We start from the raw sequence: 22,207 nt of genomic DNA, 5'->3' as shown, positions 1-22,207 counted from the left end.
CCTTTATATTATGGGTATCAGCAAGAAAATCTACACATATTATTCACTTATCAATAGTTATTTACTTGTAATCCTCTGGACTTATGCGGCTGTAAGTAAGTTGTTTGATTTCCAACGCTACCAGTGGGAGATGCAACACCAGCTATTTTCCAAAGAGCTATCACTTTTGTTGGTGTGGCTGATACCTGCATCGGAGGTACTGGCTGTTCTTTTATTGATGATCCGTCCATTTAACCTTTATGGATTAATACTTTCTGAAATTTTGCTATTAGCATTTACAGCGTATGTTGGGGGGATTACCATGCATTTATTTGAACGGGTGCCCTGCGCATGTGGTGGAATTATCAGCAACGCGAGCTGGGAATTCCACTTTTTGTTAAATATATCTTTTCTAACCCTGACCTCGATATCCCTGTTAATTCACTTTAAAGAAAGGAGGAAAAAAGGCATTAAATGAAAGAAACAATTGCATTTAACGCGGACTTTGGCCCGTTAAAAAATGGAGATCGCCGAAAATCCTAAAAAAGAGTAGGCATGCTTTCAAATTCTATAAAAACGTAATACATACTAAAATGAAAAATTTCAAAATGAATTTCGCAATGCTGGCAATGGTTTTAGGAATAACTGCTGCCGTAGGTTTTAAGGGAACTGCCAAAAGTGTTACAGCCAAACCGGGTACCACCTGGTTTAGCTATAATGGAGCAGGAAGTACAAATCCCTTAAATTACACAAAGGTATCAGCACGCCCGGAGGATTGCAACGGGACAGCGGCCTTGTGTGCCATTCAAGGAGATGAAAATGGTTCAACAGGACATCCTACTCAGGGTACGGTGAACGCTCCTACTGCGACAGCTAAATTCCAGTAATTGTTAAACAACGAACCCATAAATATAATGGGTTCGTTGTTTATATTAGTTTTGCACCAATCCACCCAACTCAATTACTTTAAGGGGAAGCGGATATACGTAACCACCATCCCCTGGGCTTAATTGATAAAGCTGCCCATTAACCTTTCTTATTAATGTCTGCTTATAATCTGCTTCCAGATTATAACGCCGCAAGTCACTCCATCTCAAGTTTCTAAATACCAGCTCTTTGCGTCGTTCCAAAATGATTTGTTTCAAAGCTTCCGACTTATTGGATGCATCAACCGGCACGAACATTCCTAAACGCCATCTTTTGATCAAGAGTTTATTTAAATTTAACATGGCGTTCGCAATATCCTCATTTCGGGCATAACATTCTGCGAGGATCAGGTAAACCTCATCTGTCGCAATACCGGCAAACGGTGAACGTTGGCCGTAGTAACTTCCCCTGAAAGTGATATTTCCTGGCCCTCCATTTTTAAAGAAAATGTTGCGACGAAGATCATTGATATCATAAAGACCATAAAGCTCATCACTTATCCTTGCAAATGACGTTGCAAAGGAAGTTATTGACGAAAGCTTGGCATTAAACGTTACCTCTGCGTTATACATTGGAATTGGATAGCTGACCGCGCCAGAAAGGTCATTATAATCAATAAGAGCGGGGGAAGTGGCCAAATACTGCTGCGCATATGTCATAGCTTGATTGTATTCCCCGGCGGTAAGGTATACCCTGGCCAATAAACCCAGAGCAGCCGCTTTAGTTGGCCTTGTATTGAACTGTACGCTACCGGGCAATAAGGCGAGGGCAAGTTTCAGATCATTGATAACCTGCTCGAAGGACTCTTTTACGCTGGCGCGTTGTACTTTCTCAGTAATGTCTGCCGATAATTTTAACACAATTCCAGGGTCAGTTGCTGCTGAACCTGGCTGATAAGTTTTGGCAAATTCCTGCAATAAATTATAAAAGGTAAACGAACGGAAAAATAAGGCCTCTCCCTTAACCGCATTTTTTTGCGTTACATCAGCACCCTGGACAAGATCTACTGCATCGAGAACGACATTCGCGTTAAAAACACATTGGTAAGAAAGCGTATAATCATTGAAGTCGTTGTCATTGAACAAGTTTTTGCCCCATATATAGAGATTCGCCGCGCTTTCAGAACGCTGTTTAAGATTAAGCCATTGCTGATCGGAAAGTTGGAAGTTGTCCGAACCGACCTCACTTGACGCGGGAACATTGCCGTTCATTGTGTAAGTATCGTCCAGCAAAAGTTGCAGGTTCTCGATGTTATCCTTTGGAAGAACCAGGTGTTCATCCGGCTTGGCATCAAGATATTTCTTGCAGCCGAATGATAATAAGATCGGAAGGAGTAAAAAATATTTTTTCATGATTGTGCTGGTTTTATGAATTAAAAAGATGCTTTAAGTCCAAATGATAATGTTAATGAAGGTGGCAGGTATCCCGAGGCGTAATCCGGATCAAGACCTGCCTTATTCGCTTTCCATAATATGCCAACATTGCGTGCATATGCATATAATTGCAGCCCCCTGATCGGGAATCGTTTCCATCCATTTAACTTTGGTGAGTATGACAGATTAAGATCCTGCAAACGTATATTATCACCCTTTTCAACTAACGCGGAAGAGTAAGAGTAAAAATAATCCCGCTCATATGAATTATTATCAACGCCCGGCATAGACGGAATATGTGTTTTGCTCTCATCTCCCGGATGCTGCCACCTGGCTGCAAAATCACTATGTCCGTTTCCGTTGTGGTACAGATAGTAATAAGAAATTGACGGATGCTGGAAGAAATAGCCAAACCGGTACGCGATATTTACATACAGCGAAAATCCTTTGTAGCTGAAAGTATTAAAGAAATTACCGAAATATGGTGGCGTTGCCGGCCCGTTATACTGCAGGTCTTTGAGTTCCGTCTGATATACAATGGCACTGTAATCTTTGCTGGGTTGTCCGTTGACTATACCCATAGGGTCACCTGTCTGTGAATCAAGACCAGCCCATTTGAAGCTAAAAATACTGCTTACAGGCCGGCCAACAACAGGAGCAATTCCGAGCCCTCCATTTATGAAAAAGCTTCCAATGGTTGAACTATTGTTATACTGCGTCACCTTGTCCTTGTTGTAATTAAATAGCAATCCTGTGGTCCATTTAAATAGCCGGTCAACTATTTTACCATTTAACTGAATATCGATACCATTTGCATTCATGTCCGCCACATTCCTGGTAATAAATCCGTCAGGGATGCCAACAGTCTGGTCAATAGGCTGACGGCCGATCAGGTCAGACGCTTTTTTGTGGTAATACTCGACACTTCCGGTCAGCACATTGTTGCGGCTGCCAAAATCAAACCCGGCGTTAACCACGGCCACCTTTTCCCATCTCAGGTCGGGATTAGGATACGTACTGATGATGGCGAACGGCTGATTGTTGAGATTTCCATTATCCTGCAACAAAGAAGCGACGGCCGTTAAATTTTGAGGGAGGTTCCCATTAAAGCCATAGGTAACACGCATTTTCAGGTAATTGAGCACGCCTCCCGGATAAAATCGCTCGTTCGACAAATTCCAGCTTAATCCGGCAGACCATAAGGGAACCCCTTTATTGTTGGCATTCCCGCCAAAAATATTTGATTCATCCTTTCTGGCGCTTGCGGATAATGTATAACGCTGATCATAGGTATACGCCGCGTTTGCATAGTAAGACCTGTACCTGTTGGTCAGACCGATAAAGTTATTACGATAAGGTATTCCCTGGAAGTTTCCCGGATCATAGTATTGCGGAAACAAAGTAGTATAGTCAACCGGCGTACTGGTAAGGCCACTCGGGTTGTATCCGTAAGTGGTATGGGAATTCCCCGCCTGGCGAATATCCCTGATTTCTGTACCAGCGAGTATAGCAAGGTCATTTTTGTCCCAGGTATTGGAATATTTCAGTTGAAAACGTCCGCTTTGAGACTTCAGCGTGTTATTTGCCGTATAAAGTATCCCGCCTTTAGGAATTGGGAAACTCAGATTTCCCGATCCGTCATCCTGTGTAAACCTGTTGACAAAATCCCTGGTGTAATAAGAAGAACTATCATAAAGATCTGAAAGATCATTGGTTGACCATTCATATTGGTACTGGATCTGGGCGGTTAAGTATTTGCCAAAACCATAGTCCAGGTTCAACCCGGCAAGAAGGTCGTTTCCTGTAGTCTGCGTGTGTCTTTCCTTAAAATCCTGCAGCGGTCTGTAACGCCAGTTCAATAAACCTTTTGATTCCGCAGAATCCGCATAGCCAACCCTATAATCTTTTGTAATCGGTATTGCGTTACCGGACGCATCGGCCAGCTGTGCATAAGGATAAAGCCCCTTGCCGGAGCCCGGTGTTATATCAATATAGGAGGGCCTTCCCCCCTGCTGACTCGTCCGTGCATAGGAAATAACAGGATTTACCTTAAGGTAGCCAATCGTAAAGTTGTTATCCGCGCGGAAACTAAAACGACTGTACCTAGCAGCCAGGTTATTGATGTTATGATCATAGCCCAATGAATAAAAGTAATTGCCGGTAGCCGTTCCTCCATTCAGATTCAGCGCATATTGCTGATTGATACTTTTCTGATAAAGATATTTGTTGAACTGGTCACGTACATCCAATTTGCCAAGGGCATTAAGGCTGGCATTTAACTGATCGTTTGACAACCTGCCGTCCCTGTTGGCAATAAGTTGTTCAACTACAGGACTAAGCGCAGGATGTGCCGGGTCAACTTCCATACTTGCATAGAACCCATTGTTAAATAGAAATTTCTCAACACCGATATAATCAGCGGATGACATCGTATGCAGTGCATAGACATCCGGCTTTTGTTCGACAGAAATATTAGAATTGAAAGAGATTTCCTGTTTGGCATTGAACCGCCCTTTTTTCGTATTGATCACAATCACACCGTTCGCCGCTCTTACACCCCATATTGAAGCCGCCGCGGCATCTTTTAATACGGTTATACTTTCGACATCATTAGGGTTGATGCTGTTTATATCCCCATCATATGGGAAATTATTAAGGACAATGAGAGGTTGTGTGTCACCATTAATCGTACTGATGCCCCGTATATTCAATTTACGTTCGTCAGGAATCCGCTCATCAAAGGAAATACCGTTGGCAACACCCTTCAATCTGGAAATGATATCCGTACTCACGCTAGTATTGAGTGCCTTTTCATTAACCTGTGTAACAGAACCCGTTATTCTTTCCCTGGGTAATTGGTAATAACCTGTTGAAATTACCACATTGTCCACCTGATATAAATGCTCCTCCAATAAAATCAGCAATGGAGCAGCTTTATGGCCTTTAATCGGTATTATCCGTGGGAAATAACTTAAACAGGAAACGATGAGCGTATCATTCTCGACATTGGTACCAAGTGTAAAACTTCCATCATTTTCTGCGACCGTGGAGTACTTAGCCAGTTTGAATTTAATGTTTGCCTGTAAAGGTTGTTTGGTGACAGCATCGATAACTTTGCCCTTAATTATATATTGTGCACGAATAGGCAGGGCATAGCCTATCAGCACCATCATGGTTATGATAATTTTTTTCATCTGGAGAATTGGTGATTAAAGGTTATTCGGCATTTGTTATTTGCGCGTATTGAGATTCTGGCGTAATGATCATCATATCCAGATCACGTTTTTCTTGTTTGATAACAAGGCCATATTTAAAAAGGCTCGCGTTAAGTTCATGGAGATCGGTGAGATCCCGGCATAAGGACAAGTCCACTTTCTCATGATACCCGGTTTCATTCAGCAGCGGAGGAATTGGCAGGTCGTTATTCATCATTTCGGTTAACATTTCGATATAGCCGGCATTTATAAATTTAGGCTGACCATCTTTTATCCGAAGATTATTTTCCGCATACAGCGAGTCTGACCGTAAATTCAGTTTACCTGTTACAACAGATAGCACCCAACAATTGACAGTTTGCTTTTCTATCCACACTTTGAGTCCGAACCAATTGTTTAATTCCTTCAGCATCATTTGGTGTGCATGGGTAGCCGAGGTATCAGCAGAAATTAATTCGTAACAATAAGCGAATTCATTATCCGGGAAATTGATATTGAATTTAAACTTCCTTCGAAAGCTCGTATCGGAGAAGATCATCCGATTCCCAGGAAGGTCTACGCCCGGAACAGCGAGCGCCATTCCATAAAACGATGCCAGATCTTCATTGGCGCCAAAAATCCTGTAATTATTTTCTTTTGTTATAGATTGACCGCAAGAGTTCGGCAGTCCCATTTTTTTTGCAGCGATCAATGATCTGTAAAAATATTGCGGCGCGCCACCGTTGTCATTAACAAAAAGTTGCTTTTGGGTATCGAACTGCATATTGTCAGATTTTGGATACTTAAAAGCCCCGGTTCCAGACGTCAGCATAGATTGGATATTAATTTTATTCAGATCCGCCTTCTCCGTAGCGCCTACATAGATACCATCCTTATTGATCCAAACAAGATGAGGAATAGACCGGTAAGGGAACATTTGCTTTAATTGCTTGTCCCCAACAACCATAGTAAGGCCGAGATTTCTGACCTGGGTGTTACGCTTAAGAAACTGTTGGATCTCTTCACAACTTTGCCCTGTAACAGACATAAATTGAACCCGATCGCCATATATCTTTTTAAGATTAGCGATTTCAGGCATACCAATCAGGCAGCCAGTACACCAGGTTGCCCAAAAATCCAAGATCACGACTTTGCCTTTAAGATCAGACAGTTTTACTATTTTTTGTGGATAGTTAATCAGGTCCTTAATAACCACATCAGGCACCTTTCGCCCGATAGAGACGTTCTTGATCGTCTGTGCATGAGCATTGGAGCAGCTTACAACCAGCCACAAAACAAACCACAGCAGCAATAAACCCAGGCTCCATTTATTGAGCCATGGCTGTTTATCGTTATTCGGATTCAGGTAGGAATTAAATGTATAATGGTGCTTCCGAAAAGGCAATAGCCATCCCGTGAAGCGAAATTTAAGCTTCATAAAAATTGAATAAGAAGTTAGTTGAAAAGAAAAAGCAGGACTAACGAGAAGAAAATATAGAAGGAAAGCGGCAACCAGGAATAGAATTAACTACTAAACTGATCACAGGTTGCCGTGCTCCTGAAAATCATTCAGGAGGGCAAATAACAAGGGAAAAAATGTTTTTAACAACTATCATGGCTTTACCTATTGGATTTAGGCGTAAGATGAGTTGTGCCAAACAAGTAAAGCGTGGAACTCAGCTTACTGTAACTTGGTACATAGGAGAACCGACCACAATAAGTGAGCCCACGCTTATAGCGTGAGCATAACACTTATCATCTCGCGGTCATTGAAATTTCCTATGTTTCAGTTACGAGATTCAAAGCGAATGCTTCATTTTTTACTTGAAGAAACGCAAATATAAAATTGTACTGTATTAATTCTGCTTATTGATCATTAATAAGTTGGCAATTTACGAATAATATTTCAATTGTGGTAGTTCTGCCACAATTATTTTTAAGTTTTTGAGCGACTTTCCCTCTCATAAAATGAAGGAAAAGGATATTAAGATATTAAAACAACTGGGAGAGCTTATTTTTAAAATAAGAACTGAGAAATCAATGAGCCAAGAGGACGTATCTTATCGATGTGATGTAGACAGGGCAAAGATTAGTAAAATTGAAAATGGGGCTGCTAATTGTAATGTTACGACATTGATTGAACTGGCAAAAGGCCTGGGAGTTGAACCGAAGGATTTATTGAATTTTTAATTTGAATAAAAACCTATAACGGGTATTTTTCGGTCACCTTTAATTTCTGATAATCATACGCATTATTGGAGTCCAATTTCGCTAACTCATCATAATACTTATTAGCTAATTCCTTAAAGTTATTAAACTGAGCTTTTCTGATGTTGATTTGCTTGCTATTGTATTTCCAAGATTCATCCCCAGTAAATCTGTAAGTCAATTCCTTATATATCTGAGCGCGTAGGATTTTCAAATTGAAATTCGTCATATTTAAGCTAACCGCCTTCTCCGTCAAGCTTTTTGCGGTTATAAGATTCTCTAATGCCCCTCTTTCCCCTTGATAGGGTTTTGCAAGAAGGCTATTAAAGCTTAGATAAAGTAAAGCCCTATAAAACAGACAAGTGGTATCATTGGGTCGTGTTTTGAGAATTTTTTCCAGGCTGTCCGTCAACACAGCATATTTCTTTTCATCTGGTTTAAACGAGCCATCATTTATAGAAATCATGCCAAAAACAACTTTGTTTGGTAATTGAGCGTGAGCTTTGCCAATGTTAAAAAGTACCACCATAGCGATCATAAAAAGTAGCCCTAATTTTTTCATAGATTAATTTAAAAAATTGTTAACAGATCATGTATTGCTATGCTCCTCCTGGAGAACCAGAACCATACAATTATAGCTTTCTCAAATACTTATTTCCATAACTAAATCGAATAAATTATTACTTGTTCGCATAATATATAAAAAATCAGAAAGTACATTTTGATTGCCTAATGCCTTCATTTACTAGGAAAGGGGAAAGATCTTTGCATTCAGACAGAAGATAGCTCTATACTTTGTTTTAATATCCAATACCAAATGCAGTTGCTCGAGTATCAGGCAGGCTCTTAAAGCTTTGAAATGATCTTTTATTAGTTGTGCTAAGGCAAACATATCAGGAAAATATATTTCCCAGAATAACAGAGCTATTGATAAATCCGGGCAATGGCGGTGTATATTTGCTTTAACCTAAATACGCTTATGATTTATTTGACTTCTATTATTACTGCCCTGGTCTCCATTTTTGTTTGTTGTTTATCCTGGTACCTCGTGCGCGTCAATCAAAACACTGATCTCAAACGTCAGGAAAACCGTAAACTCAACCGACTGATATTTAATTTACTGGAACTAAAATTCTGGATAGATAAGGAAGTTGATATAGATCAGCAATTAGGCAGATTACTGGATGCCTATGAACACGAAATAATTCAGCGCGATATCGATATTACCCCCGAGGGTTTTAAGGAGATTCGGGTTGCCATCACTGAAATACTCAAGCAGCAAATACTCACTCATTCGGAAATTCCGGCGCTGGAGGATAATATTGAAGTTATCATTAGAGACTTGGCAGAAGTTGACCCCGTTTTTGCTTTTGAGCTAACCGGCAAATACCGGATCACTGTCCACATGGCGCGCATACAGGAGATCCTCGACGCAGCCGGCCCGCCACCGGAAAACAGTACTATCCCACAAATTATGGTCAATGACATCCTTCGTCCTAAAATACTTAAAGACCTCCAAAAAGAGCTACACATTCACATCCCTCTGATCGCAAAAAAAACAGATAAAAAAACTTACAATGACCTTAGGCTACTGCCTGAATCAACGACTACCGAGATTGACATCGTAGAGGTAAGCCGTTTCCTTAAGGATTTGGTGCCAAAGTTATTGGAGGCAAACCGATTGGAGAATGAATCAGAGGAAACTAACGCGTTACAGGAATGAAAGGACATTTCGGTACCGGTGTAACTTGCATTTATCTTACCCCGTTCGCCGCGGGTAACTTATTGTACAATGCTCCAAACGAATTTTAGAAAAAAATCAGCTTATTACTGATGGAAAAGTCAAAAAAGAGAAGTGTGATTTGCCCGAGCCCACCGGAGCACTTCATAGAATCTGCCAATGAGAATAAGGACTTGGCACTAAACATGGACATTCGTTTTGCAGACTTGTGAAAGGCTTAGCCTTTCGACCTGAAGTCCGCGTAACCGCCAGTCACATTATATTACAAGTGCTATACTTCATAAAAAATCACCTTATTTTTAACCACGCAGATAGACTGCGCATACAACGGGGTTATTTGTCGTTATATAAGGGTGCGGCATAAGAGCTCTCTTATTAATTAAACTATATTGGTGCCAATAATTAAGAATGGAAGATATTTTCGAGGTGCATTTCAGAGACGAAACCCCTTCCCCTGATAGGGGAATAGTTATAGCCGTAGCCGTAAGAATGGAGGACCTGATCGGCATGTGTTTAGCCAGGTTGCTTGGATTAAAAGACCCGCATTTAACCAGATCATTCGGAAATACATCCAAAGCATTACCCTTTAACGCCAAACTAAATCTATTTTTGGACTTAGAAGGGGTCAGTAAAGAAGAAGCCGAAATTCTGATCAAATTCTCCGAGATCAGGAACAAGTTTGCTCATCGCCAGGAAATCAATTCTATTTATGACTGCCTTGAACCGGAAAAAGATAAAAGCTTAAAAAAATTCTTCGAAAACCGTTATAAAAGTAAAATTGAAAATTACCAGTATAACGAAGAAAATGTCAGGTTGATGTTCCCATTGTTTTTAGACGACCTGGAAATGACCTGCGGGGCTATTTTAATGAGAATGTTTGAAAAAATCACAGACGAGGTTGGTGTATTGACTAAATCAAAAAAACTTCAATTTCTCATAAAGAATTTCACAGATTACAAAGAGTTTACACAAGATGAGCTTTTGTTTGTGAAAAGAATATTGGAGAAAACCAAGCAGCAACACAAAGAATACGATTTTACAGATGAGGTAATCGCATTAATTTGAGCGATTATACTTTCGCAGAAACACCAAACTGTCAGATACATGAAATTAAACTTAACAGTTCGTTATTTTAAAAAGTGAGCCATAAATTAAAACTTAAGGATATTAATAGCACTTACGGTAGCCATCGAAAAATGAGTGACAGGTTGGTCGGTGCGATACCTCGTGAAATTCTCTTGGGAACAGATTATCTCAAAATGGTCTACTTCGCGCTTAAAGAATTCAATTTCGCAGGTTCTTTAGAATTGACCGAAGAAACAATTATAAGACAGCGTGCAGTAAAAATTCTTACTCGTGCTGGTATTTATATTAACTTAAAAATTGATTCTGTGCGGAACGGCGGCTCCCCCATCGACCCGATTCCTCATTTCGTGGCCAACATCATAGGGTTTCGTAAACTGCCGGCAACTATACTCCCTGAAGTAGAACAAAACGTGAGGACAAACTTGCAGGAACTAGATTCGCTTATACTTAAATATGAGAAAAATCCGCATGTGACCAATTTTATCGCTACCGGTCAACGCAGGCCGACCCACGAATCTAAAATCAAAATTGATTTTTACCAGCGCTGCCTTGGTGAAAGAGATTCGATCAACAAATACCTGGTGGAGGAATTGGAGAACAGAGCGCTGCTTAAAGCACTGCTATCCCCTGGTTGGGATGAGCAAACAGGACGTTGGTACGAATCCCGATGGACTAAACCTTATCGGTATTTGCAATACGATAACATTGAGTATTTCGACGACGAAAAGATAGATGTGTGCAGGCACAGGCTGATGGCAGCCTATACAAAAGATATACCGCGAATGGAAGCCACATACGCAAGTGGCAACAAAGCTGCGTTTTATGAGGAACTGAGATCGATGCTACCCCATTCAACTGTGTTTGAGCAGTTATTTAATAAATATGTACCGGCGTTACCCGGAATTGTCCATCGCCTTCCGGCATTCAACGAACTAAAGCAGCTGATGGACGGGGGCTTTTGGATCGCATTCACGGCTTTAGCCTTGACACAGGTTGAAGGTATATTTTCAGATATCCTAAGAATTATAAAACCCAACCAAAATTTCAGTTCGCTTTCAACAAAGGCATTGGCACTGAGACCTCATTTCAATTACGAAACCAGAAATTTTGATTATTTCGAATACCATTTACCCAGGCTCAGAAACAGTTTCCTTCATTCCGGAGCTACGCTGGGACGTGACTTTAAGTATATAGCTTATGATTTGTTATATGATTTGCACTATTTACTGCTTGTTTTCGACGAATTGGAGGACCCCCAACTTAGGCTACAAAATATACTCAGGAATGAGCCTATAGAAAAATTGACTACCCTGAATCATTTTAACTATCTGATAAATTTGGTGGCCAGCTTACGTAACAGGCAAAAAAAGCATCCTGGCGATACCAACCTGCAGCAAATCATGGCGCTCTGGGATCAGTTTGAAAAAAAGCAATTAGCGCCCTCCGGTCGCCTGGAATATTTTTCAGGTATCATTAATTCAACCTTCAGTCCTGCGACTAAGAACATGTTTAAGAAAATCAAATCAGCCGCGAAGGAGACTGGTGAGCATCTGAACATTCAACTGATGTCATTAAAAAAATTAAAAACAGACATAGCGCACATTCAACAGGTGCTTGGCCCAAAAAAATTCCTATTTGAAGAGGACTATAGTGAGCTTTATAAAATGAAGCAATTTGTCGAAACCTATAAAGCCCATATGCCTAATTGCCCGCTGGGAATAAACAAGTCGCTCGATGAATTTAAGGTCAGGGAAAAAGATAACCTAGCAAAGCTATACCTGCTAAAAGAGGTATTTGATGACGACTAATTGCCGGCCCCTTTTATACATTATATAATTTCCCGGATCAAGTTCTCCAGCCATTAATTGAGCTACTGATTAAAGGTCTCCTTTTCCGTTTGCTATCCTATAAGAACCCATCTTTAAAACCTAGCATGTTGTAGTACGGGTCGTCAAATATCTCTTGGTTTCAGGTGAGAAAGAGATGGCAACTTCATGGCTATAAGTCAATTCCTGGTATGTTTTATTCAATAAGAATGTACCACAAATATCTATCTCGTCAGTAGCTTCTCACCTATCCGGCTTACGATGATATCCTTTATAAAATTACGCAGGGGCGGAGAAAAAAGCAATGGCAGCCCGCCTTAACTTCCGATGCCTTTATCACGAATTAAATAGCAGAATTGAAACTATTAAAATTAATAGAAACGTCTTTGTTGAAAATATATTAAACTCGAAAAAACAACCCGTGAATTTATTTAACTGACATTAAACGTCCTGTAATCGCTCTACTTATTTACCATAAATATTAGATAGGACTTTGTATATTCACAGTTATGTCCGGTACCATAGCGATTAAAAGAGAAGCATCTGCACAAATAAAAGGAATAACCCTTCAAAAATTAAGGGCGTTAAAAATCATATTCGAAACGGTGATTAGTAACCCCAATGCGCAGATACACACGGCAATCGAGTTTAACGGCGATGTTTATGTGTACAGCGACAGACAAAAACTCATCGAGGAAGACAAAAGCTATAGTTCAAAGAATTTTTCTTTTTTTAGCAAGCCTGTTCTGAATACCCTAGTCTATTTTCTGGATTACTGGCTCAGCGATACCGTTGGCCAAAGTCCAAATGTTTACTTTAACTTTTACGCAACGAACAGCATCGCTAAAGAGACCGAGTCTGCACGCGTGGAATCTCTTCAAATAACGCTTCCCGCTGATTCCATCATCGAATCCCTTGCCAGGAAAGATTTCTCGGATGACCTGCTTTTGCAGGCAGTGCAATTAATTCTATTGGATGAATATAAGCTACAATACAAGGGGCATAATCACCATTATTTAACATTATCGCAATGGTCGACAGCAGAATGGGAAACTTTCCTGCATAGGATCAGCTGGCAGTTCGATCAGCCTCGTTATCAGCAAATCCAGGACGCAGTTACCGCAGCAATTCAGCAGTACGCGCAACTGAAAGGAATAAACCTGAATGGCAGAGAAGGTTTTGTAAGGGCCTGGTTATTTGAAAAACTGGAGTTTAACCAATACACAGATGATTTGACGCAAAGGTTTCTGACGGACAAAGATATAGAATTGATCTTTTACAAGATTCAGAGCAACCAAATACCGGATAAGGTTTACCAGTTCTTAGAAGAAGATCATTCTTTCCTCCGAAAAAAGGCGGAGTCGTTCGCCTTGTCTTCGATCAAGGTAAAGTATAACGCTCTAGTGCCACACAGGAATCAGCCTATTTTTTTAACGAGAAAAGTTAAACAGCATTCTCGAGAGGTCAGGATCACCACTGGTGAACTTCGCGAAGGCGGTGCCGCGGCCCTAGATAACATGCAGGTACAGGTTGGGGATATTAAATCTTTTATCGATGGCAGCAAACCCACCTTTCTTTTCGGAGAAATCGGCAGCGGCAAAAGCAGTATCATTGCCAGTTATGCTGCCAGTCAGAACCAGGCGGGACATCTGAGCCTGCTAATCCCAGTAACCTTTTTAAAAGGCAGTATCACAATCGATTATACTAGCGCGTTTGAGGCAGTAGAAAAATTTGTGATCCAGAATCTGAATACGGGAAAGGACAGATTCAACTTTGGACAACTGCTGCTTAGCCAGGCCAGCTTCGACATCATCATTGATGGCCTGGATGAATTAGATATTCGGGAAGCACGATTACTGCTGGGTCACTTACAAAAGACCAGTCATGATCATGCAAACATAGCGATCATTGTTACCGGGCGCCCGTTGGAACTCCAGTCAATCATTAATTACAATGAATGGAACTGCCTGACAACCATCGATCTGTCCGAAGCGGAAGTGTATGAAATCCTGAAAAACGAAGCGATGAATGCCGGGCTCAACCTCGATGAAAGCGAAAACGACACCAGAAGCAGGCTACTCTTTCTCAAAACCCGGAAAGATTTGCACAGCATTGCCAAAACGCCGCTGATCATCTGCTTGATCAGGGATTATCTGACTGAGCAGCATGGGGAAGAAACATTAGGTACACTGATGTATAAAATCCTTGTGAAAAGACTGGACTGGGATGTTGCAGACCTGAAGCAAAGCTACCCGCATTTTTTTTTCGGTTACCCACAGGTTTACCAGCGGGAAGCGATCATTGCGGCTGTCGCATTCGAAATCGCCGGATCAGGAAAGCAGCTGATCCATGAAAGAAAGCTGTTTGAAACGATCCAGTTATACGTCGCCGAGGGGCCAAACAAGAATATCGTGGTTACAGAAGCCATAGCTTTTTATAAAAATGTATTCTTGCAGCAGGCCGGGGACTTTTACTCTTTTACGTCGCAGCCGCTGTTCGAAGTTGCTTATGCGATCTCTGTTGCGGAAAAAATAAGAACCCCGCCGTTCAGCTATGAAATAGACGAAACCAACTGGCGTTCGCTTTCATTTGCCATTGCTCTGAACCGCCTAAGAGGTTATACCAGTGAAATGAGGCCATTTTTGAGCCGCTGCATTACTGATATGCTGATCTATGAAGAAAACACTCCGGTGATGGCCAGTATGATCTCAGAATCCAAGGACAGCGAAATAGCAAACTTGTATATACAAAAAATGGATACGCTTGACTTCAGGCCGCTCTATTTCTGGAAAGATGGGCCGGGGCTGTTCGACTCACCGGATTCATTTTCGCCATTTGTAATCGCCGATGTGCTCCACCTGGCCGGAGCGGCGGGATTCGCCTGGTTTTACAAAGAATACCTTGCCCCTTCGCAACCTGTAATTCATGGTGATGAAAGCATTATTTACAATGTCTTAAAGAACTATTTTGCGATTAGGTCTTTCCAGCCAACCGAAACGGAAAGAAACCTGATCAGCGGAATTATTCCTTTTCACCGGGCGGCGATGACATTTTTCTGCGGCAGGATATTTTCCGTTTTTTCATTGGTCGTGCCGGAAATATTTGATGCCGACGAAAAAGGCCGTCTATTTACGGAAGCATTGCAAGACCGGTTGCTGCACAGCAAAGCTACTGCGCTGATCACCGCGGAAATCGAAGCAGGAAACCTTAAATTCATTTCCGACGGCCTGGAGATTGTCTGCGCCAAGGACAGCCGACATAAGAACTCAGTAATCAGCTTATGGTTTAAAATAAATGACGGGGAAATAAGCGACAGTATTTTAAATGCAGCGATCATTGCAATTGCCGAAGGCGATCAGCTTTTATTTCGGCAGCTCAGCTCCAGGATTGGCATCCGGGAACTCAAATCTTACCTAGTCTTTTGTTCGCTCAACATGGAACAAACCGCAGATCACGCTGCCATTATACTGCATGAGTACTTCGGTTTCTCAAATTTCTACCTCATCGCTTTTCCCATTATGCAGAAAACGGCCTGGACGAATTTCAGGTCGCCTAAAAGAAGGGATATTTTAAATGATATCCTTTTCATTAAAATGGATGTGGATTTTGACCTGCTGATGAAAAGGATACCTTTCAGAAAGAATGAAGAAATCTCTGAACTGTTCCTGTTCTATTTCCTAAGATTACTCCTCGGCAGCGATTCCGTTCACAGAAATTATTTTTTATACGTTGTTACCCATTTACCAGAATATGCTTTTCTAAGCAGGTATCCTGAACTTCGCGACGCCTTTAAGGATCTAATCAGGGAAAAGCCTATCTATGGCGAATTTTTAAGACAGGCAACAGCACAGCTCGATTTTCGGTTAAAATTCAATGCCAGCGCGATATTACTGGTTTGCTTCCCGGAAAATGCAACCAAAGACCTGGAAATTACTATCCGGTCAGCACATTCACGGTTAAGAGACGACAGACAATGGTTAAGGTTTTGTATGAAGCTTAATTTCAGCAGAAAGACATTACAGTTTGTAGCTGAACTGCTGCCTGATCTTCCCGCCATATCCAAATATTACGCGCTTTTTATACTTTATCATCAAAATTATCCGCTGTCAGCGGAACAAAGAAATGAGCTACTGGAAGGACTTGTCGGGGAAGGAGGATACCTAGACAATTCCTGGGAGATCTCCGGCTCCGATGGTATCAAAGAACTGAGCCGGGAAGACCAGTTTCTCCCACGCCTTATAGCATCCCTGGAGTCCCCTAACAGGAAAGAAGAAATGGAAGCTGCCAGTATCCTTTTTGCATATCATACAAAAAAGCTCACACCTGGTCAAAAAGCAAAGGTGTTTACATTATATCATGAAGAATATTCCAGGTCGCTTTACAATCAGCGACAATCGATCAAGGAGAACTTCGCAGATGAAGATTTTACGAAAGCTCTTACAGATTATGCTATGGAATTCGAAAAGATCAACCGAAGAAAACCATTGCTTTACCTGTATTACAGCGTTCTTCAAAAAGACTATGATAACTGGCTACCGTTGCTGAAAACCCTGATCTTCGAAGGCAGGCATGCCAGCATATACGACGTTGAATTTGCCTACCGCTGGATAAAATCTTTAAGCAAGCGGAAGGAGTTTACAGAAATCGTAGCTAAAGCTGGTGATGCATGCACGGAGTTTCTCACCTATCCTATCGTTTCGGAAAACAAAAACTCGGTGTATCCGCAGATCGCACTAATGGCGAATGAGTTTGGAACACTTCCCGTTGAAGCACTCAAAGGCGTTCTGGAGTCATATAAGTGCGAAAGGGAAACTGCCTGCTCATTGTTCTACAGGATCAATGACATTATAGAGCAACCTGAAAGTTCCGAACGCATACCCGATTACTACAATTATTTCTCGGCGGCCAAATCAAGCCTAATCAAAAACATTTCGCCGGAACGCACTATAAAAATCCTGCTTGACGGCGATCATATTCCGGCTTCATTTCGTGATTATATCCGGTCAACGCTGGTTTATGGAACCTTTAGCGAGTCCGATCTTGACAAACTCAAAGAATTGGGCAAACTGGGAAGCTTCTTTTTCGCCATGGTTGGCTTTTGTAGGAATGAACAGATAGATTTCTCAATCATACTTAAGGCAAGCGATGAAATCGGCTGGCCATTCTACAAAAGTCCGTCTAACGGAAACTTCAGAGCCGCCTTGTATATGATTAAAGAAATCCAGATTTCGGGCCCGGAAAGTTCAGCATTATACCAGCAGGCAATCGTCAGGAAAATTGAACAGGTAAATGACTATAAAAGGCTTGACCTGATCGATGATTTCAAAGAACTCTTCAACCTGGACTTGCCATTTCCGGCCAGACTGCTGGGCAGACTATTCCAAGAACTGGATGATCGGCAATACAGCCTGAATGACGATTTGCTATATAAAATCTTTGACTACATTGCAACCCATGTAGTCAAAGAGGATTATACCTACCTGAGCAAGCTATCCGAAGATTATATCAAAGGATGGCTCAGCCAAACCAACAAGGAGCGTCGTTTTGCGGAAAACATCATCTTCTTGTGGATGTTTTCACTGATCTCTTTTTTTACAAATGGAGAGGCACATGCTCATGCAGTGCATGGCTACCTGTATGGTCTTCAGCTGATTTTTACATTTGATACGGACAGAATCTATCTGACGCCGGAAAACGAAAAAATTCACTTTAAACCAAGAGACCTGCTGATCCATAGTTCTCCATTATATGAACGGATCGATCCAGAGATATTTAAAAAAGCGGTAGAAACAGGCATCACAGATGGAACGGATGAAATCAAAGCCATCTGCAGGGTGTTCAGTGGATTTGTAAGAAGTTAAGTTTGACCATTTATATTTAATTCGAATCCTCCTATTTTTAAAACATCCGACACAAAAATAAAGGTCAAAACGATAATACCAAATTTATAGATGAGTTCCTCTCCGCATATGGGGCACCTGATCTTTGCTTTGCAGTTTCTTCCACGCGCATTATTTCAAAATCATATCTTTTGCTATTGTCTAATTGATCGATATGAACAGCGGCTTTAGGAACCTGACTGTCTGCCAAGTTCACTGTTACTTAAAAACCTTCGATAATGAAGATATAGGTCTAAGCAAGTAAATTAAAGATATAAAAAAACAAACATGCCTAAACAATCAGGCCGCATTATTTTTATAAGACGGCCTGATTGTGATTTTTGAAGTCATCGACCTCACAGATTAAAAATAGGTGATCAACTGATAGCAAAATAAACTATGCGTACTCTTCAAGAATACGAGTATTCATCGGATTTGCTACCGGCCGCTCAAGTAAATTATTATCATTGTCGATACTTTTACTGACCACGTGTCGGATCGATGTTATTAAAAGACAAATGGCCCCTTCTTTCGTGCCCATATAAGTGTGCGGCGTCTCACTGTTAAAAATGATCACACTTGGAATGATATCTTCGTCAAGTCCAAGTATGGACATTTCTTTTATCTCGGAGGGATTTAAAGAAGAAACCGGGTATTCCGTATCGATTGAATCATCTTCTCTTATCTCTGTCATTAGAATCTTAAAGCTTCCAGATAATGGAATAATGATCTCCGTGCCATAGTGCCGGACTAATTTTAGGTCATTCCTGTTCTTTTCATTATTTTCAAATCTAACGAGTTTCAAGAAAAACATCGATTCTTTTACGTCCGCCCAGTCTTTGAACATATCTTTCAGGTAAACTTCCTGTTTTTGATGATATAGACTATTGTTAAACACCTCATGCTTTTTATTTTTCTTGGGATAAAATGTCTTAAACAAATCTTCCTTAGAAATCGGAATTGGATTGCAGGACCATCTGACTCTTGCCCGGTGATTGTCTAAAATTCTACGTGGGACAAAGTCTGGTATCAAAAGATCTTTAATTACCCGCAAGGGTGAATTGAAATTCTTTATTTTATTTAAATTAATGCCATTCTCATTATAAATTAAAGCAATGCCGTAACCGTCCTCTTCAACAAACATCTTAGAGTTTGAAAAACCAGCCCACCGGTCACCGGTGCGAAGGTTCGGTTTTTTCAGCCAGAGTAGATTATTTTCAATCAGGTCATAAGTTTCATCCTCGCTAAATTGCCATCTCAATTTACCTTTAATTTTAAAAAATATTATTTCCTCTGCAACAATCTCATTAATGCGTGAATTCTGATTTTGTTCCTTGTTAAAATTCCAAAGCAAAACTTCACAACGGTAGTTGCACTTGTTTTCAATGGTATCTATCTTATTCAGACTTTCGAGACAGTATTGATTATGATATTTCACATCGACAGTATGTTCTTTTATATGCATCGGGAGCATGCTTGTTTCAGGATACTCCACTTTACTGGTTCTGTAAATATTTTCTTCAATCGTATCCTGGAGAATCGTCGAAATTTTATTTTTTTCTATTTTTTTCAAAGCGCTTTTTATCGTTAGAATGTCGTTATCGTCTTTGTTTTTTTCACTGAATGATTGAACATGCCTGCAAAAACTGGTGCATAAATAAATAAAATCCTTTTTTAATGGTCCGGGCAAACTGTTTATTTCCATTTGCAGAGGAAACATGTAACCAGCTGCAATGTAATCAGACATGGTTCTTGAGCCTTTTACGCGTTCAGCCAGATTTAACGGCATGATTTCCTTAAGTGGTTTATCCGCAATTTTATAAAATGATGTAACAATTTCCCTTACCTCCTCTGTATCAACACACTCAAGGTGCTGCAGTATTGTTTGAAGGTAATCCGCCCTGGGAATCGTCTTGCCATTCGTCCACTGCGAAATGGCAGAAGGCGAAACTACTAGATAGTTCGCCCACTGATCGCGATTAAATACGCCCGTCTTGTCAATAAGGTCGCTTAAGGCCTCGCCAAAATGATTTTGTTTCATAATTCCATAAATTTAATTGTTTAATTAGCATTCGGACCAGTGAGCGATAAGGCTTAGGTCCTTTATGATTGCGTTCTCTTCGCCCGAATACTTCGTTGAATCTAAACCGGCATTATAAATTAGCTTTTCAGCAACATAAAATGCAAGAGTGGCTTTACCGGCGCCAGCTACGTGCAAGTTTTTATAGGTATTTTCTGTTAGTTCACCCATATTATAGATCCAAGGTAGGTAAGATTGGTTCTCAACTTTATAGCAAACGTTGAAATTTCTTATATCCTTAAAAAATGGCGACAACTTGCGTTCTAACTGCGGGTATTTGTTTTCATCACAGTAGTTGCTGATAAACCTTTGTACTTCTTCGTCAGTGACCTGTCGCTTAAGTTCAATGTTATTAATATCTTCAACCTCCGTATAAAGCCCGTCTCCAAATAAATAAACGTTGTCGCCGTTTTTGTTCTTAACTATATTAATATTGGTATTATTTACCTTATCCATGTAGATAGCTACCTTTAAATCAGTCCGGATATCCGCTTTTAGTAAAACACAACGCCTTGCTGTTACATCAATAAGCCCATCAATCCCTAATGGCATCAATAAATTTGGTGTATTGATGCCTGCAATTACAAAAAGTTTCTTGGTATCATAATCAACACCATTAGCCCGAACTACGTAGCCATTTTTAGTTTTATTACTTGGGTATAGGGCAGCATCAGCCACGATTCTTTCCCTGTGAACACTTGAAGACAGGAAAGCCTCCTCACAGTTTCTTAATAATTCACCCTCTGGAAAAGGCTGGTCTGGAGTCCATATAAACCTAGTTTCATCATTGAAATTTTTTGACTTCGAAAATTCCCCTAACAAATTATGAACCTCTTCCGGTTTTAACATAAAGTCGGGATACTTCATATGGCCAATCTCTTTTAAGAATTGAATTCTTTTGGCAGCTTCTTCTTCATTTTTAACTGCCATGATCCCAGTACCGGATTCAAATTCAAATCGACGGTTAGTTATATCCAATAGTTTTTTGCCATGTTCGATGCAAAGCCTAGCGACTTCCCGTTCTTTTTTTATATCAAAATTATAAAGACAACCACTTTGCAGCCAGGATTGATTGTTTATCGATGCGTTATGAAAATGATCCGAGGTTATAATAAGAATTCTTTTCAAACCCTTTAGTTTTGATAACCTGAGAGCTAAAACCCAGGAAGCGATGCCCCCACCGATAACAATTGCGTCAACTTTTTTCATGGCTCAAATACTTTAAATTTCTACATAACCAAATATAATCAATTAAGTAATTATTAAGCAAATTTAATTTCACTTAATACCTGCTTGATTGATTATTTTAAAAGATGCGCTGGGTTGAAAAAATATAAAACCAAAAAGATGCTTATGCCACTTGGTAACAATTACCACGGATTAAGGTTTATTTTTTACAAACGACAAAAAATGGCTATCAAAACTGTGTATCTCATTGTAAAATAGAATGATGACAACGTGACGCACTATCGAATTGGAAACTGTTCCTTAATCTTTATATTTCTCCCTTGTATTCTTTTATAAACGAAGGGTTAGCTTTTATAGGTTTATATAGGGATTAATAAGACTTACATCTGAAATGTATACCGGTTGCGCCACTCGTGCTTCTATTAATTTAACAATGACTCCTTTTAATGGGGGTATCACCAGCATTTTTCAGAATAATACCGCCTCCATACACTGAAAATAATATAGCAATGCGAATATGGGAATGTAGCCCAAATAAACGATGCGTAGCGCATAGGTTTGGGCAGCTGAAGTAGCTTAGATATTGTAAAAATAATCTCCTTCCGTCAAAATAGTGAGTTTTTAGAAGTTCTGCGGAACTATCTACCATTTTTTTAAGGGGAACGTAATACAATTTGCCTGTGACAGTGAGTGTTTTCTTAAACACCCTTTCAAATAGGGCGGATT

13 protein-coding genes are annotated in these 22,207 nt (G+C 40.4%); 7 read left to right on the top strand and 6 right to left on the bottom strand.

Going from position 1 to position 22,207, the window contains the following annotated elements; translation table 11 throughout:
• Positions 1 to 10: 10 nt before the first annotated feature.
• Positions 11 to 457, top strand: coding sequence for a MauE/DoxX family redox-associated membrane protein (locus BMX56_RS11470; RefSeq protein ID WP_090646680.1), 447 nt, complete (start codon positions 11 to 13; stop codon positions 455 to 457).
• A gap of 115 nt (positions 458 to 572) precedes the next feature.
• The gene (locus BMX56_RS11465; RefSeq protein ID WP_090646676.1) at positions 573 to 866 is read left to right on the top strand and encodes a hypothetical protein; all 294 of its coding nucleotides are present in this window, start codon (positions 573 to 575) and stop codon (positions 864 to 866) included.
• 45 nt (positions 867 to 911) lie between these two features.
• On the opposite strand, the gene BMX56_RS11460 is transcribed toward BMX56_RS11465, so the two are convergent.
• From BMX56_RS11460 to BMX56_RS11450, 3 genes are read right to left on the bottom strand one after another with little or no spacing between them, the layout of a single operon-like run.
• The gene (locus tag BMX56_RS11460; protein ID WP_090646672.1) at positions 912 to 2,258 is read right to left on the bottom strand and encodes a RagB/SusD family nutrient uptake outer membrane protein; all 1,347 of its coding nucleotides are present in this window, start codon (positions 2,256 to 2,258) and stop codon (positions 912 to 914) included.
• 20 nt (positions 2,259 to 2,278) lie between these two features.
• Positions 2,279 to 5,473, bottom strand: a complete 3,195-nt coding sequence (locus BMX56_RS11455) for a SusC/RagA family TonB-linked outer membrane protein (protein ID WP_090646668.1) — start codon at positions 5,471 to 5,473, stop codon at positions 2,279 to 2,281.
• A gap of 22 nt (positions 5,474 to 5,495) precedes the next feature.
• Positions 5,496 to 6,911 (bottom strand): TlpA family protein disulfide reductase, encoded by a 1,416-nt coding sequence (locus BMX56_RS11450; protein WP_090646664.1) that lies wholly within the window; start codon positions 6,909 to 6,911, stop codon positions 5,496 to 5,498.
• A gap of 530 nt (positions 6,912 to 7,441) precedes the next feature.
• Here BMX56_RS11450 and BMX56_RS11445 point away from each other — a divergent pair.
• Positions 7,442 to 7,663: a helix-turn-helix domain-containing protein gene (locus BMX56_RS11445; protein WP_090646661.1), complete on the top strand. Its 222-nt coding sequence runs from the start codon at positions 7,442 to 7,444 to the stop codon at positions 7,661 to 7,663.
• A 13-nt stretch (positions 7,664 to 7,676) separates the two neighbouring features.
• On the opposite strand, the gene BMX56_RS11440 is transcribed toward BMX56_RS11445, so the two are convergent.
• On the bottom strand, positions 7,677 to 8,243 hold the full coding sequence (locus BMX56_RS11440) for a hypothetical protein (RefSeq protein ID WP_090646657.1): 567 nt from the start codon (positions 8,241 to 8,243) through the stop codon (positions 7,677 to 7,679).
• Between the two features lie 486 nt (positions 8,244 to 8,729).
• Here BMX56_RS11440 and BMX56_RS11435 point away from each other — a divergent pair, with 486 nt between their 5' ends.
• The 4 genes from BMX56_RS11435 to BMX56_RS11420 all read left to right on the top strand — a co-directional run bounded on the left by BMX56_RS11435 (position 8,730) and on the right by BMX56_RS11420 (position 18,195).
• On the top strand, positions 8,730 to 9,404 hold the full coding sequence (locus BMX56_RS11435) for a hypothetical protein (RefSeq protein ID WP_143065430.1): 675 nt from the start codon (positions 8,730 to 8,732) through the stop codon (positions 9,402 to 9,404).
• 426 nt (positions 9,405 to 9,830) lie between these two features.
• Positions 9,831 to 10,487: a hypothetical protein gene (locus tag BMX56_RS11430; RefSeq protein WP_090646650.1), complete on the top strand. Its 657-nt coding sequence runs from the start codon at positions 9,831 to 9,833 to the stop codon at positions 10,485 to 10,487.
• A 74-nt stretch (positions 10,488 to 10,561) separates the two neighbouring features.
• The gene (locus BMX56_RS11425) at positions 10,562 to 12,316 is read left to right on the top strand and encodes a hypothetical protein (RefSeq protein WP_090646646.1); all 1,755 of its coding nucleotides are present in this window, start codon (positions 10,562 to 10,564) and stop codon (positions 12,314 to 12,316) included.
• A 527-nt stretch (positions 12,317 to 12,843) separates the two neighbouring features.
• Positions 12,844 to 18,195, top strand: coding sequence for an NACHT domain-containing protein (locus BMX56_RS11420; RefSeq protein ID WP_090646642.1), 5,352 nt, complete (start codon positions 12,844 to 12,846; stop codon positions 18,193 to 18,195).
• A 415-nt stretch (positions 18,196 to 18,610) separates the two neighbouring features.
• On the opposite strand, the gene BMX56_RS11415 is transcribed toward BMX56_RS11420, so the two are convergent.
• Both BMX56_RS11415 and BMX56_RS11410 read right to left on the bottom strand, forming a co-directional pair.
• Complete coding sequence (locus BMX56_RS11415) at positions 18,611 to 20,254, bottom strand: helix-turn-helix domain-containing protein (protein ID WP_090646637.1); 1,644 nt, start codon at positions 20,252 to 20,254, stop codon at positions 18,611 to 18,613.
• A gap of 24 nt (positions 20,255 to 20,278) precedes the next feature.
• Entirely contained in the window at positions 20,279 to 21,502 is a 1,224-nt protein-coding gene (locus BMX56_RS11410) for an FAD-dependent oxidoreductase (RefSeq protein WP_090646632.1), read from the bottom strand.
• Positions 21,503 to 22,207: the final 705 nt, after the last annotated feature.

This window comes from Mucilaginibacter sp. OK283 (genome assembly GCF_900110415.1).
Classification (GTDB): Bacteria; Bacteroidota; Bacteroidia; order Sphingobacteriales; family Sphingobacteriaceae; genus Mucilaginibacter.
This window is presented reverse-complemented; position numbering and strand designations above follow the sequence as displayed.

What these genes read in the sequence shown, in the direction of transcription:
- BMX56_RS11470 (WP_090646680.1), top strand. Translation starts at nt 11, where the DNA reads ATGGGTATCAGCAAGAAAATCTACACATATTATTCACTTATCAATAGT.
- BMX56_RS11465 (WP_090646676.1), top strand. Translation starts at nt 573, where the DNA reads ATGAAAAATTTCAAAATGAATTTCGCAATGCTGGCAATGGTTTTAGGA.
- BMX56_RS11460 (WP_090646672.1), bottom strand. Translation starts at nt 2,258, where the DNA reads ATGAAAAAATATTTTTTACTCCTTCCGATCTTATTATCATTCGGCTGC.
- BMX56_RS11455 (WP_090646668.1), bottom strand. Translation starts at nt 5,473, where the DNA reads ATGAAAAAAATTATCATAACCATGATGGTGCTGATAGGCTATGCCCTG.
- BMX56_RS11450 (WP_090646664.1), bottom strand. Translation starts at nt 6,911, where the DNA reads ATGAAGCTTAAATTTCGCTTCACGGGATGGCTATTGCCTTTTCGGAAG.
- BMX56_RS11445 (WP_090646661.1), top strand. Translation starts at nt 7,442, where the DNA reads ATGAAGGAAAAGGATATTAAGATATTAAAACAACTGGGAGAGCTTATT.
- BMX56_RS11440 (WP_090646657.1), bottom strand. Translation starts at nt 8,243, where the DNA reads ATGAAAAAATTAGGGCTACTTTTTATGATCGCTATGGTGGTACTTTTT.
- BMX56_RS11430 (WP_090646650.1), top strand. Translation starts at nt 9,831, where the DNA reads ATGGAAGATATTTTCGAGGTGCATTTCAGAGACGAAACCCCTTCCCCT.
- BMX56_RS11420 (WP_090646642.1), top strand. Translation starts at nt 12,844, where the DNA reads ATGTCCGGTACCATAGCGATTAAAAGAGAAGCATCTGCACAAATAAAA.
- BMX56_RS11415 (WP_090646637.1), bottom strand. Translation starts at nt 20,254, where the DNA reads ATGAAACAAAATCATTTTGGCGAGGCCTTAAGCGACCTTATTGACAAG.
- BMX56_RS11410 (WP_090646632.1), bottom strand. Translation starts at nt 21,502, where the DNA reads ATGAAAAAAGTTGACGCAATTGTTATCGGTGGGGGCATCGCTTCCTGG.